Source organism: Pseudomonas sp. 18.1.10 (assembly GCF_024655625.1).
Lineage (GTDB): Bacteria > Pseudomonadota > Gammaproteobacteria > Pseudomonadales > Pseudomonadaceae > Aquipseudomonas.
Window position 1 is genome coordinate 16,789 of the sequence record NZ_JANLGL010000061.1, and the last position, 14,000, is coordinate 30,788.

Consider the following 14,000-nt stretch of genomic DNA (forward strand, 5'->3'; position numbering starts at 1 on the left):
GCGACGGGTCAGCAGTCGGTCAAGCGCAGGAAAATCGAGGCCAACTGTTCGATTCCCGCCTGGTCCTGCGCGGTAAAGCGCGCCAGCGACGGGCTGTCGAGATCAAGGACGCCGATCAACCGCCCATCCTTGACCAGCGGCACCACCAGTTCACTGTTGGAGGCGCTGTCACAGGCGATGTGCCCAGGGAACGCGTGCACGTCCTCAACCCGCTGGGTTTGCCGCGAGGCCGCAGCCGCACCGCACACGCCACGACCAAACGGAATGCGCACACAGGCGATCTGGCCCTGGAATGGCCCAAGCACCAACTCTTCATTGCGGTTCAGATAGAAGCCGGCCCAGTTCAGATCGTCCAGCTGGTTGAACAGGAACGCAGAGAACTGTGCGCTGTTGGCGATAAAGTCACGCTCGTCGGCGAGCAGCGACTCCAGTTGCGCACACAGCATGACGTAGCCATCGAGGCCAGTGCCGGCTTGTTGTAGATCGATCACGATTGACGCTCCAGCAATTTAAGGCCCACCCAGTAACGGGCGAATTGATACGCGCAACGGCCGTTGCGATTGCCGCGCCCGGTTGCCCAGCGCACAGCGAGGATGTCGAGATTTTCATCGCGCTGCCACTGCAAGCCGGCCTTGCCCGCCAGCTCGCCGATCCAGTGCTCCACCACATCCAGGAAGTGTTCCTGGGTGAACGGGTAGAACGACAGCCACAGGCCAAAACGGTCAGACAGGGCAATCTTGTCTTCCACGGCTTCGCTCGGGTGCAGCTCGCCGTCCACGCGTTTCCAGTTGTCATTGTCGCTCTGGTTTTCCGGCACCAGGTGACGACGATTCGACGTGGCGTACAGCAGCACGTTTTCCGGCGCCTGTTCGAGGGAGCCATCGAGCACGCTCTTGAGCACGCGGTAATCGCCCTCGCCCGCTTCGAACGACAGGTCATCACAAAACAGGATGAAGCGTTGCGGCAACTTGAGCAGTTGCTCGACCACGCGCGGCAAGTCGGCCAGGTGGTCGCGTTCGATCTCGATCAAGCGCAGGCCGGCCTGCGCGTGCTGGGCCAGCAAGGCGCGCACCATGGACGACTTGCCGGTGCCCCGTGAACCCCACAACAACGCATGGTTGGCGGGCAGGCCATCGAGGAACTGCTGGGTATTGCGTGCCAGGGTTTCGCGCTGCTTGTCGACGCCGATCAGATCGGACAGGCGCATGTCCAGGCTCACGTCCAGCGGCAGCAAGAAACCGCTGCGGCCTTCACGCTGCCAACGGGCAGCCAGGCACTGGTTCCAGTCGATGGCTTGGCGCGGCGCGGGCAACAAGGGTTCCAGGCGGGCGAGCACGGCATCGGCCCGCTCAAGAAAGGCATTCAATCGAGAATCCACGATTATTCCTCTGGCAAGTTCTTGCAAAAGATGGCGTATTGGCAGCCCCGCGGCAAAACACACGAGGCTGCGTAAAAACCGATTAGTGCCGGGCAAGCCAGAGCCGGTGGATGTTCAGCTATGCTTGCCGGGCGAAGGGAAACGTGAAGTGGTTCAACACCCAATGGATATCAAGTTCGCCCACCGCTTGTCTTATAAACAAGCCCGATTGACTGTGCTGGTCGGTTTCGTCTTGGGAACCTTGCTCAGTCTGATCCAAATCGGCATTGATTATGCCAGCGAAGACGCATCCATCAACCGTGAAATACGCTCGCTGCTCGAAATCAGCCACAACCCCGCGTCACGTATCGCCTACAACATCGACGCCGAACTGGCGCAAGAGTTGACCCTGGGCCTGTTGCATTCTCCGGCAATCATCCGCGCCCGGCTGGTCGACAACAACGGCGTGGTACTCGCTGACGTCAACCGACCCCGCGCGCAAAGCCCCTACCGGCCCATCAGCGACTTCCTGTTTGGCGCCAACCGCCAGTTCGAAGACCGATTGTTTCTGACACACATGCCCACCGAATCCCTCGGCGAGCTGCACCTTGACGTCGATACCTACGCGTTTGGCAGCCGCTTCCTGCGCCGCGCCGAGATCACCCTGCTCAATGGCTTCGCCCGCAGCCTGCTGCTGACCGGGATTTTGCTCGGCCTGTTCTACGTGATGCTGACCCAACCCCTGGTGCGCATCATTCGAGCGCTGAGCACCAGCAAACAAACACGCCTGGATTGCCCACCCGGTCACGAAAACGACGAAATCGGCGTGTTGGTGAATGTGGCCAACCAGCAATTCGAAAACATGCAAACCGAAATCCAGCAGCGCCGCCACGCCGAAGACCGTCTCACCGAATACCTCGGGCAACTGGAACATATCGTCTCGGCCCGTACCCTGGAGCTCAAGACCAGCAACCAGCGGCTGAGCCAGACCAACGCCGAACTGGAAGCCGCCAAGGTCAACGCGATTGGCATGGCACAGGCCAGAGCGGCGTTCCTGGCCAACATGAGCCACGAAATCCGCACGCCGCTCAATGGCCTGCTGGGGATGATCGCCCTGTCCCTGGACAGCCCGCTGAACGCCGAGCAGCGCCAGCAACTGTCCATCGCCCATGATTCGGGCAAGGTGCTGGTGGAATTGCTCAACGATATTCTCGACCTGTCCAAGTTCGATGCCGGCCAGCTTGAACTGGAGTCGATCCCCTTCGACCTCGGTTCATTGGTGGAAGACACCGCGAACCTGCTGTCGCAGAACGCCGCGTCGAGCGTCGAGCTGACGTGCCTGATCGATCCGCAATTTCCGGCCCAGGTCATCGGCGACCCGACGCGGGTGCGGCAGATTGTCAGCAACTTGCTCTCCAACGCGCTGAAATTCACGCGCTTCGGCCGCGTGGACGTGCGCCTCAGCGCGCACAACGGCCAGGTGAGGATCGAGGTGTGCGACACCGGGATCGGCATTGCGCCAGAAGCACAGTTGAAGATATTCCAGCCGTTTACCCAGGCGGGCGCGGGCATCACCCGGCAATTCGGCGGCACCGGGCTCGGCCTGGCCTTGACCCACAACCTGTGCGAAGCGATGCGCGGCCGCTTGAGCATCAGTTCCGAAGTGGGCTTCGGCAGCCAGTTCTGCGCCGAGCTACCGCTGCCCACCCACTTGCCCGCCGCCCGCCCGGTGCCACTCCAGGGTGAGGTGATCGCCATTACCAGTGCCGGCAGTGGCCTGGCGGAACTGCTGAGCAGCCTGCTGCCCCATTGGGGGCTCACGCCGCATTGCTATCCCCGTGACGCGGACATGAGCGGGCGAAACCCCGACCTGTTGATTACCGACTGCCCCGAATGCCTGTTCCGCCTGCGCCCGACCCTCAGCGCGCCGATCTTGCTGGTCACCGCCTATGGCAGTTTCATGCCCAGCGAAGAAGTCGCAGCGCTGGCGCCATTGCAACAACAGGCGCGCCCGTTGAGCCGCAATGCGCTGTACCAGATCCTGCAACGCAACCTGCGCAGCGACGCGCAACCGTTCCTCGACCCGATCCAGTTGGACGCCCCACCCCTCACACACCGGGCGCGCATCCTGCTGGTGGAGGACAACCCGGTCAATCAACTCGTGGCCAAGGGCATGCTCGGCAAGCTGGGCTGCGAAGTGATCGTCGCCGCCCATGGCGGTGAAGCGCTCAAGTGCCTGGAGGAACAGCACTTTGACTTGGTCTTGATGGACTGCAACATGCCGGTCATGGATGGCTACGAGGCCAGCCGGCAGATTCGTCGCAGCGGGCGCTGGCCGGACCTGCCCATCGTGGCCTTGACCGCCAACGCCCTGGCCGAAGAACGCGAGCGCTGCCGGGCGGCGGGGATGAATGACTACCTGGCCAAGCCGTTCCGTCGTGAAGAGCTCAAGGGCCTGCTGGATCTATGGGTGCCGCGCTCGACAAGCCTCTGATTTGCGCGAGTAGCTGATCCAGGCCGTCGCGCAGGGCGTCGGCCTGGTTCAGGTCGACGCCGCTGTCGCACAGCAGGCGGGTTTTCAGACCGTGGGCCTGGTGCCGCAACTGCACACCCGCCTCGCTCAGGCTCAGATGCACTTCACGCTCGTCCCGCGCACTGCGCTGGCGATGCACCAGCCCGAGCTGCTCCAGGCGCTTGAGCAGCGGCGTCAGCGTGCCCGAATCCAGCATCAGCCGCTCCCCCAGCGCCCTGACCGTGGGCTGCGCCGGTGATGCGCCGTGCCATTCCCACAGCACCAGCATGGCCAGGTATTGCGGATAGGTCAGGCCGAGTCGGTCCAGCATGGGCTTGTAGGCGCGGGTCACCGCCCGGGAGGCCGCGTACAGCTTGAAACACAACTGATCGTCGAGGGCCAGGGACACGTTGGGCAAGTCGGTCATTTGAGCAGGGCTTCGATCTCTTGGGTCAGGTCTTGCGGCTTGGTGGTCGGGGCGAAACGCTTGACGACCTGGCCGTCGCGACCGATGAGGAACTTGGTGAAGTTCCACTTGATGCCTTTGGAGCCCAGCAAGCCTGGCGCTTGCTTCTTCAACTGCACGAACAACGGGTGGGCATCGCTGCCATTGACATCGATCTTCTTGAACAACGGGAAACTGACACCAAAGTTCAACTCGCAAAACTCGCTGATCGCGCCTTCGTTGCCGGGCTCCTGCTTGCCGAACTGGTTGCAGGGGAAGCCCAGCACCACCAGGCCCTGGTCCTTGTAGGCCTGCCAGAGTTGCTCCAGGCCCTTGTACTGTGGGGTGAAGCCACATTTGCTGGCGGTGTTGACCACCAGAATGGCCTTGCCGGCAAAATCGGCCAAGGTCTTTTGCTCACCCTTGATGGTGGTGCAAGGGATGCTCAGCAGGTTGTTGCTCATGGCAGTGCCTCAGGAATGGGAAAGAGTGACAAACATAGCGAGCAATTAAATTGCATGCAATTTAATTAACTGAAATAGAACCGTGGCGAGGGAGCTTGCTCCCGCTCGACTGCGCAGCAGTCGCAAGCTTTAGGGGCGCTTCGCACCCCAGCGGGAGCAAGCTCCCTCGCCACAAAATCCAGATCTAGCGGGGTACCAGGTCCAGGCACACCGAGTTGATGCAATAGCGCAATCCCGTCGGCGGCGGGCCGTCCGGGAACACGTGGCCCAGGTGCGCATCGCACTTGGCGCAGGTGACTTCGGTGCGGATCATGCCGTGGCTGACGTCACGGATCTCGATCATCGCGCTGTCGGCAATCGGCGCGTAGAAGCTCGGCCAGCCGCAACCCGAATCGAATTTGGTGCTGGAATCAAACAACGGCTCATTGCAGCAGATGCAGTGATAGACGCCATCGGTCTTGGTGGCATTGTACTTGCCGCTGAAAGGTCGCTCGGTGCCCTTGAGACGGCACACGTTGTACTGCTCGGGGTCGAGCATCGCCTTCCACTCATCAACGGTTTTCTGCAACTTTTCCATCGGTACACCTCGGTAACTGAAAAACCCTGATCTGTGTCTTTTCCGTAGATCAGGTGGCACGTATGATTGCGCCTCTTCAAAACGCCAGTCTGGCACCCGCGCTACCGGCATTCAAACGTATTTATGGGTGCGGGCCCCGCAGGATTCACAGTACGGTAGTGCCCCTACCTTCTGGATCGTTCATTTTCAGGATCACATCGCCATGCAGGTCAGCAAATCGAACAAGCTCGCCAACGTCTGCTACGACATTCGCGGCCCAGTGCTCAAGCACGCCAAGCGTCTGGAAGAGGAAGGCCATCGCATCCTCAAGCTGAACATCGGCAACCCGGCGCCCTTTGGTTTCGAAGCGCCGGACGAAATCCTCCAGGACGTGATCCGCAACCTGCCCACCGCCCAGGGCTACAGTGACTCCAAAGGCCTGTTCAGCGCGCGCAAGGCGGTGATGCAGTACTACCAGCAGAAGCAGGTGGAAGGCGTCGGCATCGAAGACATCTACCTGGGCAATGGCGTGTCCGAGCTGATCGTGATGTCCATGCAGGCCCTGCTCAACAACGGCGACGAAGTGCTGGTGCCGGCGCCGGACTACCCGCTGTGGACCGCCGCCGTGACCCTGGCCGGTGGCCACCCCGTGCATTACCTGTGTGACGAAGGCGCCGACTGGTTCCCGGACCTGGCCGACATCAAGGCGAAGATCACGCCGAACACCAAGGCCCTGGTAATCATCAACCCGAACAACCCGACTGGCGCCGTGTACTCCAAGGAAGTACTGCTGGGCATGCTGGAACTGGCGCGCCAGCACAACCTGGTGGTGTTCTCCGACGAGATCTACGACAAGATCCTCTACGACGACGCCGTGCACGTGTGCACCGCCTCCCTGGCGCCAGACCTGCTGTGCCTGACCTTCAACGGCCTGTCCAAGTCCTACCGCGTGGCGGGTTTCCGCTCCGGCTGGATCGCCATTTCCGGGCCCAAGCACAATGCCCAGAGCTACATCGAAGGCATCGACATGCTGGCCAATATGCGCCTGTGTGCCAACGTGCCGAGCCAGCACGCCATCCAGACCGCCCTTGGCGGCTACCAGAGCATCAACGACCTGGTCCTGCCCCAGGGCCGCCTGCTGGAGCAGCGCAACCGTACCTGGGAGCTGCTCAACGCGATCCCCGGCGTCAGCTGCGTGAAACCCATGGGCGCGCTGTACGCGTTCCCGCGCATCGACCCGAAAGTCTGCCCGATCTTCAACGACGAGAAGTTCGTGCTCGACCTGCTGCTGTCGGAAAAGCTGCTGGTGGTCCAGGGCACCGCCTTCAACTGGCCGTGGCCGGATCACTTCCGCGTGGTGACCTTGCCGCGTGTGGATGACCTGGACATGGCCATTGGTCGCATTGGCAACTTCCTGAAGTCCTATCGCCAGTAACGACAATGGCGCTGTGCGACCGACAATCGGTCGTACAGCGAGTATCTGGCAACACTTCTCTGCCTTTTGCTCCCCTTCCCCTGTCACTGCCTGCCAAGGATCGGCAAGCCCCCTATAATTGCGGGACGCTAAGGCATGGGTGCGACGATCACGAGGGGTTTTCCGGGTCGGAAAATCCCTTCAAGGCTCTACATTCAAGCTGTAGGACACAGTTTGAAATAGTCGCTCGGTTGAATAGCCCCATGCCGCACCTTATATACCCCGCAGTACGCGACATATTAAGCATGAGGAGAACTCTACAACCATGATGCGCATCCTGCTGTTCTTGGCCACTAACCTGGCGGTCGTGCTGATTGCCAGCATCACCCTGAGCCTTTTTGGCTTCAACGGGTTCATGGCGGCCAACGGGGTTGACCTGAACCTCAATCAGCTGCTGGTTTTCTGTGCGGTCTTTGGTTTTGCCGGCTCGCTGTTCTCGCTGTTCATCTCCAAGTGGATGGCGAAAATGAGCACCAGCACCCAAGTCATCACCCAGCCACGCACCCGGCATGAGCAATGGTTGCTGCAGACCGTCGAGCAATTGTCCCGCGAGGCCGGCATCAAGATGCCGGAGGTCGGGATCTTCCCGGCTTATGAAGCCAACGCCTTTGCCACTGGCTGGAACAAGAACGACGCGCTCGTTGCAGTGAGCCAGGGCATGCTGGAACGCTTCTCGTATGACGAAGTGAAGGCGGTACTGGCCCACGAGATCGGCCACGTGGCCAACGGTGACATGGTCACCCTGGCGCTGGTGCAAGGCGTGGTGAACACCTTCGTGATGTTCTTCGCACGGATCATCGGTAACTTTGTCGACAAGGTGATCTTCAAGAACGAAGAAGGCCGCGGCATTGCCTACTACGTGGCGACGATCTTCGCCGAGCTGGTACTGGGCTTCCTGGCCAGTGCGATCACCATGTGGTTCTCGCGCAAACGGGAATTCCGTGCAGACGAAGCCGGTGCCCGCCTGGCCGGTACCGGGGCGATGATCGCCGCGCTGCAACACCTGCGCTCCGAACAAGGCCTGCCAGTGCATATGCCGGACAGCCTGACCGCCTTCGGCATCAACGGTGGCATCAAGCAGGGTTTTGCTCGGATGTTCATGAGCCACCCGCCGCTGGAAGAGCGGATCGACGCACTGCGTCGTCGGGGCTGATAGGTTACGGGTGACACAAAAAGGGGCGATCTGATCGCCCCTTTTTTGTGGCTGCTTATATCGCCATCGCGGGCAAGCCCGGCTCCCACAGGGGTAGGCTGTGACTGCACAGTGCCCAGACGCTCACCGGTATTGGCGTCGAACAGCAGAACCTTGGATGGATCGAATTGCAGGGTCAGGGTTTCGCCCACCTGCGGGGCCACGTCGGGCGCCAGGCGGCAGCAGACCTTGGTGTCATTGAGCTGCACGAACACCAACGTGTCCGGGCCGGTCGGCTCGGTGACCTGCACTTCGGCGCGAATGCTCGAACCATTGCCCTCACCCGCCGCCAGCAGGATCTGCTCCGGGCGCAGGCCGAGGATCACGTCGCGGTCTTCAAGGCCGGCATCGGTCACGTTCAACACCAGTTCGCAACGGGCCTGGCCGCTGTCGAGCACGGCCACCAGGCGCCCGTCCTTGCGCTGCAGGCGCAGGGGCACGAAGTTCATCGGTGGCGAACCGATAAAGCTCGCCACGAACTGGTTGGCCGGGTTGTTGTAGATGTCTTTCGGCGTGCCGAACTGCTGGATGATGCCGTCTTTCATCACCGCCACTTTGTCGCCCAGGGTCATCGCTTCGATCTGGTCGTGGGTCACGTAGACGGTGGTGGTTTTCAGACGCTGGTGCATCAGTTTCATTTCGGTGCGCATCTCGACGCGCAACTTGGCGTCGAGGTTGGACAGCGGTTCGTCGAACAGGTAGATCTTCGGCCGGCGTGCCAGGGCGCGGCCCATGGCCACACGTTGTTGCTGGCCACCGGAAAGCTGGCCCGGCTTGCGGTTGAGCAGGTGTTCGATCTGCAACAGCTTGGCCACGCGCGCCACTTCGGCGTCGATGTCAGCCTGGGGCATCTTGCGGATCTTCAGGCCGAACTCGATGTTTTCGCGCACGCTCATGGTCGGGTACAGCGCGTAGGACTGGAACACCATGGCGATGTCGCGATCCTTAGGGCTCATGCCGCTCACGTCCTGGTCGCCGATCATGATCGCGCCGCCGGTGATGGTCTCCAGGCCAGCGATGCAGTTCATCAGCGTGGATTTGCCGCAACCCGAAGGGCCGACCAGGATCAGGAATTCGCCTTCCTTGATCGACAACTCGATGTTCTTCAAGGTGTCGGGCAGGCCAGGGCCATAGGTCTTGTTTACATTGCGAAGTTCAAGCGTAGCCATGATTACCCCTTGACCGCGCCGGCCGTGAGGCCGCGCACGAAATACTTGCCTGCGATCACATAGACCAGCAGGGTCGGCAGGCCGGCGATCATCGCCGCTGCCATATCCACGTTATATTCCTTGGCCCCGGTGCTGGTGTTGACCAGGTTGTTCAGCGCCACCGTGATGGGCTGCGAGTCGCCGCTGGAGAACACCACGCCAAACAGGAAGTCGTTCCAGATCTGGGTAAATTGCCAGATCAGGCAGACCATGATGATAGGGGTGGACATCGGCAGGATGATTCGGCGAAAGATGGTGAAAAATCCTGCGCCATCCAGGCGTGCGGCCTTCACCAGCGCGTCGGGAATGCTCACGTAGTAGTTACGGAAGAACAGCGTGGTGAACGCCAGGCCGTAGACCACATGGATGAACACCAGGCCGGTGGTGGTACTGGCCAGGCCCATTTTGCCCAGGGTGAACGACGCCGGCAGCAGCACGGTCTGGAACGGCAGGAAGCAGCCGAACAACAGCAAGCCGAAGAACAACTGCGAGCCTTTGAAGCGCCAGAACGACAGCACATAACCGTTCAACGCGCCGATGGCGGTGGAGATCAGCACGGCCGGAACGGTGATCTTGATCGAGTTCCAGAAGTACCCATCCACCGTAGCCCAGGCCTTGACCCAGCCGATGCCGGTGACCACGGTCGGCCAGCTCAGCAGGTTGCCGTTGCTGATGTCATCCGGGGTCTTGAAGCTGGTGAGCAGCATCACCACCAGCGGCACCAGGTACAGCAGCACGGCGAGGATCAGCACCGCGTAGATTGCGACGCGACTCAGGCTGATGGCAGGTTTGGAGGCGAGACTAGTCATTACGTTTGGTCCTCAGCTCGGAGTAGAGGTAAGGCACGATGATCGCAAGGATCGCACCGAGCATCAGGATGGCACTGGCCGAGCCCATGCCCATCTGGCCACGGCTGAAGGTGAACGAGTACATGAACATCGCTGGCAGGTCGGACGAATAGCCCGGGCCACCGGCGGTCATCGCCGCCACCAGGTCGAAGCTCTTGATCGCAATGTGCGCGAGGATCATCACCGCACTGAAAAACACCGGGCGCAGGCTTGGCAGCACCACGCTCCAGTAGATGCGCGGCAGGCTGGCACCGTCGATCTGCGCGGCGCGGATGATCGATTGATCGACCCCACGCAGGCCGGCGAGGAACATCGCCATGATGAAACCCGAGGCTTGCCACACCGCGGCGATCACCAGGCAGTAGACCACGCGATCAGGGTCGATCAGCCAGTCCAGACGGAAGCCTTCCCAGCCCCAGTCCCGCAGGAGTTTGTCCAGGCCCATGCCCGGGTTGAGCAGCCATTTCCAGGCCGTACCGGTGACGATCATCGACAGCGCCATCGGGTACAGGTAAATGGTGCGGATAAAACCTTCGCGGCGGATACGCTGGTCGAGGAACACCGCCAGCAGCACACCGATTACGAGAGTGATGCCGATAAACATGCCGCCAAACAGCGCCAGGTTCTTGCTCGCGACCCACCAGCGGTCGTTGTCGAACAGCCGCTCGTATTGCGCCAGGCCCGCCCACTTGTAGCTGGGCAGGAAGGTGGACGTGGTGAACGACAACACAAACGTCCACAGGATGTAGCCGTAGAAGCCCACCAACACGATGAACATGCTCGGCGCCAGCACCAGTTTCGGTAGCCAGCGCTGCAGTGCATCGAACGGCGAGGCTTTGCTGAACACAGCAACAGAACTCATGGGGAAATCCAATACAGGGAAAAAGGACTAGCCAAAAAACCTTGTGAAGCAGGCTTTATGTGGGAGCGGGCTTGTGTGGGAGCGGCGGTGCGACGATTCGACTTGCTCGCGAAGGCGGTGGCTCAGTCACCTGATGCATTGGCTGACGCACTGCATTCGCGAGCAAGCCCGCTCCCACAATAAGCTCGGCATCCACACAAGCCCGACTCCCACAAAAAAACCGCTACCCGGCGTTACTTCGCAGACTTGATCGCAGCGCCCAGTTTCTTGGCGGTGTCGGCCGGGTCGGCTTTCGGGTCGTTGAGGAAGTTGGTCACGACATCAAAGAACGCACCTTGCACCGCCAGGTTGGTGGCCATGTTGTGCGCCATGCTTGGTTGCAGGCCGCCGGTCTTGGCGTCCGCCAGGAAGTCCTTGGCAGCGGTCTGGGCGCAAGAGTCGAAGCCGAGCTTGTCCATTTCGTGGAGCATGTCGTTGCGCACAGGGATCGAACCCTTGTTGATGCTGAACACTTTCTGGAAGTTTTCACCCAGCACGACTTTGGCAATGTCCTGCTGGCCGGCAGCGGTGCCTTTGTCTTTCTGCTTGAACACCGCCAGGGAGTCGATGTTGTAGGTGAAAGCCTTATCGGTGCCCGGGAAGGCTACGCACTCGTAGTCCTTGCCAGCGACTTTCTTCGCGGCGGTCCATTCGGACTTGGCCCAGTCACCCATGATCTGCATGCCGGCCTTGCCGTTGATGACCTTGCCGGCTTCGAGGTTCCAGTCCTGGCCTTTGCCGTCAACGTCCATATAGGTCGCGACTTTCTTCAGCTCGGTCAGCGACTTGACCATTTCCGGGCCGGTCAGCGCGGCGTTGTCCAGGTCCACCAGGGCTTTCTTGTAGCCATCGGCGCCCATCACCGACAGGACGACAGCTTCGAATACGGTGCTGTCCTGCCAAGGCTGGCCACCGTGGGCGAGCGCGATGAAGCCCGCGGCTTTCAGCTTGTCGCCGGCTGCGTAGAATTCTTCGAGGGTGGTCGGGTTCTTGGTGATACCGGCTTTCTTGAAGACTTCCGGGTTGATCCACAGCCAGTTTACGCGGTGGATGTTGACCGGTACGGCGACATAGTCACCGTCGAACTTCACGGTATCGGAGACTTTCTTGTCGAGCAGGGAGTCCCACTTTTCTTCTTTGGCGACGTCTTTGAGCACGTCGGTGTCGAGCAGGCCGGTGGACGCCCATTCCTGGATGTCGGGGCCTTTGATCTGGGCAACGCCGGGCGGGTTGCCGGCGACTGCGCGGCTTTTCAGCACGGTCATGGCCGTGGCACCACCGCCACCGGCGACGGCGCCGTCTTTCCAGGTGAAACCGTCTTTCTCAACTTGGGCCTTCAGGACATCTACAGCCGCCTTTTCACCGCCAGACGTCCACCAATGCACCACTTCGACCGTGCCTTTGGAGTCGGCGGCAAATGCAGTGAGGGGAAACAACGAGGCAATGGAAATAGCGACGGCGAGGCGATTAATCGCGTTCATCTGAGTACCTTTTTTTGTTGTTATGCATGCAAGTCTAGAGCTTGCGCTGCACGGAGTTTAAACATGGATTTTTGCGGCGCAGGTAACAAAGGGACGTACAAATGTCACCAGCTGGTGACATAACGCCCATCCCCGATGGCACTGGCCATGCTGGGTGCCAAGGGTAGCGCAGGCAGCACCACCGCTTGCCAGGCATGGTACAGGTCCGGTTTGCCGCCCCAGATGGTGCTGCTGGGTTGGTTGTGCGGGCTGAGTTCGTGGTGCCAGCTGCCGTGGATGCGGTCGATGAAATGGGTTTCGCAAAACTCCCAGAAACGCCGATACCAGGTTTCGTAGTGCAACTCACCGGTACGTTTGAGCAAGGCCTGGGCGGCGGCGCTGGCTTCGGCATGGGTCCAGTGCAGGCGCTCACGCACCACCGGGCGGTGGTTCCAGTCGAGGGTGTAGACGATGCCGGGGGCGCCATCGACGGCCCAGGCGTATTCACACGCGCTGGCGAACAGGCCCTTGGCGTCGGTCAGCAGCCAGTCCGGCGTGGCCAGCCCGGCTTGCTGGCGCGCGGCTTCCAGGTGCAGCACCAGCCGCGCCCACTCAAAACCATGGCCGGGGGTGATGCCGTAAGGGCGGAAGCCATCGGCGGGGTTGTCTTCGTTGTAACCGAGCAAGGGTTGCCATTGCGCGTCGAAATGCTCGATCACCATGAATTGGTTGGCGGCTGCGTGGTTGTGGATCACCCGCTCGACGATCCGCAGCGCGCGGTCCAGCCAGCGTGTTTCACCGGTCACATCGGCCAGGGCAAGGAACGCTTCGGTGGCGTGCATGTTGCTGTTGGCGCCGCGATAGGCTTCGACCGCGCTCCAGTCCTGGGCGAAGGATTCGAGCATCACGCCCTCTTCCTCGCTCCAGAAAAATTGGTCGATGATGTGGACAGCGTCGTTCAACAGATGGTGTGCACCGGGGGCGCCCGCCACCACGGCAGAACTGGCGGCCAGGGCGACAAAGGCGTGTAGATAGGCGGCCTTGCCATGGTTGCCATCGAGGGCGTGGGGTGTGGCGAACCAGCCGCCATGTGCCGCATCCTTCAACGGGCCGCTGAGGGCCGCGACACCGTGGGCGACCAAGTCGGCGTAACCCGGCAACCCCAGGGCGTGGGCCATGGCGAAGCTGTGGGTCATGCGGGCGGTGTTCATGGTTTCGGCGTGGGCATCGGCTGGCAACTGGCCTTTTTCGTCCAGGTTGCCGAAACCGTCGGGCAGTCGCGAAGCCTTGGCGAAGGCCAGCAGACGCTGGCCTTCGGCCGCCAGCCAGGCGTGATGGGCAGGCGCGTTCAGCCAACTGCTGGCAGGCAGAGGTTGGGTGGTCATGGGGGGCCCTTATTATTGTTTGTGGGATGACCGGAGTCTAAACAAGGGGGCCTGGGGGGCAAGTAACGAAGGGGATGGGAAATGTCACCAGGCGGTGACAATTTAGCCAAGAACACTATTTAACTCTTGGCCCCAATAAAAAATGTGGGAGCGGGCTTGCTCGCGAATGCGGTGGGTCAGTCACCGAATGTGTTTCTG

Annotated in this window: 12 protein-coding genes and 1 pseudogene; 3 read left to right on the forward strand and 10 right to left on the reverse strand. The window is 61.1% G+C overall.

All coding sequences use genetic code 11. The annotated features are described in order from the left end of the window. Positions 1 to 8 precede the first annotated feature (8 nt). A complete protein-coding gene (locus NUV89_RS13090; protein ID WP_257781647.1) occupies positions 9 to 491 on the reverse strand; it encodes a GAF domain-containing protein in 483 nt (160 codons plus the stop codon). Beyond that, positions 488 to 1,378, reverse strand: a complete 891-nt coding sequence (locus tag NUV89_RS13095) for an ATP-binding protein (protein WP_257781648.1) — start codon at positions 1,376 to 1,378, stop codon at positions 488 to 490. Before NUV89_RS13095 ends, NUV89_RS13090 begins: the two co-directional genes overlap by 4 nt. Before the next feature lie 163 nt (positions 1,379 to 1,541). On the opposite strand from NUV89_RS13095, the gene NUV89_RS13100 reads away from it, so the two are divergent. Next, positions 1,542 to 3,851, forward strand: coding sequence for an ATP-binding protein (locus tag NUV89_RS13100; RefSeq protein ID WP_257781649.1), 2,310 nt, complete (start codon positions 1,542 to 1,544; stop codon positions 3,849 to 3,851). On the opposite strand, the gene NUV89_RS13105 is transcribed toward NUV89_RS13100, so the two are convergent. The 3 genes from NUV89_RS13105 to msrB all read right to left on the reverse strand — a co-directional run bounded on the left by NUV89_RS13105 (position 3,805) and on the right by msrB (position 5,355). Beyond that, complete coding sequence (locus tag NUV89_RS13105) at positions 3,805 to 4,296, reverse strand: MarR family winged helix-turn-helix transcriptional regulator (RefSeq protein ID WP_257781650.1); 492 nt, start codon at positions 4,294 to 4,296, stop codon at positions 3,805 to 3,807. The two genes, NUV89_RS13100 and NUV89_RS13105, sit on opposite strands and share 47 nt — an antisense overlap. Beyond that, complete coding sequence (locus NUV89_RS13110; protein ID WP_257781651.1) at positions 4,293 to 4,778, reverse strand: glutathione peroxidase; 486 nt, start codon at positions 4,776 to 4,778, stop codon at positions 4,293 to 4,295. The genes NUV89_RS13105 and NUV89_RS13110 overlap by 4 nt, the downstream gene beginning before the upstream one ends. Positions 4,779 to 4,962: 184 nt before the next feature. Then, positions 4,963 to 5,355: a peptide-methionine (R)-S-oxide reductase MsrB gene (msrB, locus tag NUV89_RS13115; protein WP_257781652.1), complete on the reverse strand. Its 393-nt coding sequence runs from the start codon at positions 5,353 to 5,355 to the stop codon at positions 4,963 to 4,965. 202 nt (positions 5,356 to 5,557) lie between these two features. Here msrB and NUV89_RS13120 point away from each other — a divergent pair, with 202 nt between their 5' ends. Together NUV89_RS13120 and htpX are read left to right on the forward strand one after the other, a co-directional pair. Beyond that, positions 5,558 to 6,769: a pyridoxal phosphate-dependent aminotransferase gene (locus tag NUV89_RS13120; RefSeq protein ID WP_017734399.1), complete on the forward strand. Its 1,212-nt coding sequence runs from the start codon at positions 5,558 to 5,560 to the stop codon at positions 6,767 to 6,769. Between the two features lie 304 nt (positions 6,770 to 7,073). Beyond that, positions 7,074 to 7,961, forward strand: coding sequence for a protease HtpX (gene htpX, locus NUV89_RS13125; protein WP_017734400.1), 888 nt, complete (start codon positions 7,074 to 7,076; stop codon positions 7,959 to 7,961). Positions 7,962 to 8,077: 116 nt separating this feature from the next. Here the strand turns inward: htpX and NUV89_RS13130 are convergent. The 5 genes and pseudogenes from NUV89_RS13130 to NUV89_RS13150 all read right to left on the reverse strand — a co-directional run. Next, positions 8,078 to 9,169, reverse strand: a pseudogene (locus NUV89_RS13130) (ABC transporter ATP-binding protein); the annotation flags it as partial. 2 nt (positions 9,170 to 9,171) lie between these two features. Next, on the reverse strand, positions 9,172 to 10,017 hold the full coding sequence (locus NUV89_RS13135; RefSeq protein ID WP_124524882.1) for a carbohydrate ABC transporter permease: 846 nt from the start codon (positions 10,015 to 10,017) through the stop codon (positions 9,172 to 9,174). Then, entirely contained in the window at positions 10,010 to 10,918 is a 909-nt protein-coding gene (locus tag NUV89_RS13140; protein ID WP_026136944.1) for a carbohydrate ABC transporter permease, read from the reverse strand. Before NUV89_RS13140 ends, NUV89_RS13135 begins: the two co-directional genes overlap by 8 nt. Positions 10,919 to 11,151: 233 nt before the next feature. After that, complete coding sequence (locus tag NUV89_RS13145; protein ID WP_017737962.1) at positions 11,152 to 12,438, reverse strand: ABC transporter substrate-binding protein; 1,287 nt, start codon at positions 12,436 to 12,438, stop codon at positions 11,152 to 11,154. A gap of 104 nt (positions 12,439 to 12,542) precedes the next feature. Beyond that, positions 12,543 to 13,802 (reverse strand): AGE family epimerase/isomerase, encoded by a 1,260-nt coding sequence (locus tag NUV89_RS13150; protein WP_257781653.1) that lies wholly within the window; start codon positions 13,800 to 13,802, stop codon positions 12,543 to 12,545. Between the last annotated feature and the right edge of the window lie 198 nt (positions 13,803 to 14,000).

Bases quoted from the DNA above. Each gene is read 5' to 3' on its own strand.
- NUV89_RS13105 (WP_257781650.1), bottom strand. From the start codon at position 4,296: ATGACCGACTTGCCCAACGTGTCCCTGGCCCTCGACGATCAGTTGTGT.
- NUV89_RS13145 (WP_017737962.1), bottom strand. From the start codon at position 12,438: ATGAACGCGATTAATCGCCTCGCCGTCGCTATTTCCATTGCCTCGTTG.
- htpX (WP_017734400.1), top strand. From the start codon at position 7,074: ATGATGCGCATCCTGCTGTTCTTGGCCACTAACCTGGCGGTCGTGCTG.
- NUV89_RS13120 (WP_017734399.1), top strand. From the start codon at position 5,558: ATGCAGGTCAGCAAATCGAACAAGCTCGCCAACGTCTGCTACGACATT.
- NUV89_RS13140 (WP_026136944.1), bottom strand. From the start codon at position 10,918: ATGAGTTCTGTTGCTGTGTTCAGCAAAGCCTCGCCGTTCGATGCACTG.
- NUV89_RS13135 (WP_124524882.1), bottom strand. From the start codon at position 10,017: ATGACTAGTCTCGCCTCCAAACCTGCCATCAGCCTGAGTCGCGTCGCA.
- NUV89_RS13110 (WP_257781651.1), bottom strand. From the start codon at position 4,778: ATGAGCAACAACCTGCTGAGCATCCCTTGCACCACCATCAAGGGTGAG.
- msrB (WP_257781652.1), bottom strand. From the start codon at position 5,355: ATGGAAAAGTTGCAGAAAACCGTTGATGAGTGGAAGGCGATGCTCGAC.
- NUV89_RS13150 (WP_257781653.1), bottom strand. From the start codon at position 13,802: ATGACCACCCAACCTCTGCCTGCCAGCAGTTGGCTGAACGCGCCTGCC.
- NUV89_RS13100 (WP_257781649.1), top strand. From the start codon at position 1,542: ATGGATATCAAGTTCGCCCACCGCTTGTCTTATAAACAAGCCCGATTG.